Source organism: Streptomyces phaeoluteigriseus, from assembly GCF_001896135.2.
Taxonomy (GTDB): Bacteria; Actinomycetota; Actinomycetes; order Streptomycetales; family Streptomycetaceae; genus Streptomyces; species Streptomyces phaeoluteigriseus.
Genome location: NZ_MPOH02000040.1, coordinates 1 through 1,302, shown reverse-complemented (window position 1 = coordinate 1,302; position 1,302 = coordinate 1). Strand labels below are relative to the sequence as shown.

Sequence of the window (1,302 nt, the reverse complement as noted above, 5' to 3'; positions counted from 1 at the left end):
GTCCAGGGAGCCACACTCCCCACCGGCTCGAAGCGGTACTCGTCGACGACATCACCGGTGTTGCGCACCCGCAGCCGCACACGAGTGCTGCCACCAGGGTCCACCGTCGCGGAAGCCGGTTCCAGGGAGGTCCACAGAGTCACCTGTCGACGCTAAGCCGGGGGGCGGCGGCCCGTCAGGAGGCTGAGGGGCAGGACCGCTGCCCGAAGGGGACGGGCGGGATGCCCCGTTCGAGCCCCCGTCAGACGGTGAGGCGGATCGCCTCCAGGTTCTGGGCCTCCTCCATCGGGCTGCCGCCGTACATCCAGCCGCCGGGCTTGGTGCAGCCCAGGCCCATCCAGCCCTTGTTCGCGACATGGGTGTTCTGGCAGACCGAGCCGTCGCCGACCTTGATGGTGAAGCCCTGGAGCGGGGAGACCGCCTCCTTGGTCGACCCGATGTACATGTCGATCCCGTCGGCCGCCGACGACCACTTGTCGCCCGTCAGCCACTCCTCGACCACATGGGCGCCGTTCCCCGCCGCGCCCTTGGTCCCCGACACGGCGATGTCGAGCGCCTTGATCGGCAGGTCCTTGCCGACCGTGCCGGCCTCGGCGCCGTCGCACACCGGGTCCTGCCAGCCGCGGTCGGCGACGTACGCGCGGTAGCAGATGTGCCGGCCGTCGCTGCGGGCGGCCAGCTCCTGTACGGCCGTCGCGGCGGTCCGCTCCTTCGGCTTCGCCTCCTCGGAGGCACCGCCGCCACCGCCGCCACCGCCCGCGCGGCCCGGGGGCCGGCCGAGGCCGTGGGCTCGGACTCCGCCTTCTCCGCCGGGGGCGGCGGCGGGCTGGTGTCCACGTTGCCGGGGGCGCTCGGACTCGGCGGCGGGAGCGTGCTGACGCCGGCCTGCTCCAGCTTCTCCGCGGCGAGGCTGCGGACCTGGGGCTTGTAGGCCAGCCAGATCATCACGAACGCGATCGCCAGCGCGAGACTCAGGCTCAGGGCGGTGGCCAGCCAGCGCGGCAGGAACCCGCGCTGCACGAACGTCCCGTCGACGTCCAGGGACGGGGCCCCCGACCGCCGTACGGCCAGACTGTACGGCTGCTCCTCCTTGGACCCGAACCAGATGATCTGCCGGGGCCGCAGCGTCGCGTCGACGAAGACGGCTCGGCCGGGCTCGATCTGTACGTTGCCGGGCTGGAGGTCGTACGACAGGCGGTCGCCGGTGTCGGTGCCGCTGAGGGAGGCCGTCAGCCGGGTGTTGCCGAGGTTGTCGATCGCGAGGCGGGGGCGGCCCCGGAACCGCCCCTTCACGGTGGGCGG

At 73.0% G+C, this 1,302-nt stretch carries 3 pseudogenes; all 3 read right to left on the bottom strand.

What is annotated here, in order from left to right:
- Nucleotides 1-143 (bottom strand): annotated as a pseudogene (locus BM536_RS43600) (hydrogenase expression protein); the annotation flags it as partial.
- A 98-nt stretch (nucleotides 144-241) separates the two neighbouring features.
- Nucleotides 242-589: pseudogene (locus tag BM536_RS43595) on the bottom strand (hydrolase); the annotation flags it as partial.
- Nucleotides 484-1,302: pseudogene (locus BM536_RS37390) on the bottom strand (hypothetical protein); the annotation flags it as partial. The pseudogenes BM536_RS43595 and BM536_RS37390, both read right to left, overlap by 106 nt.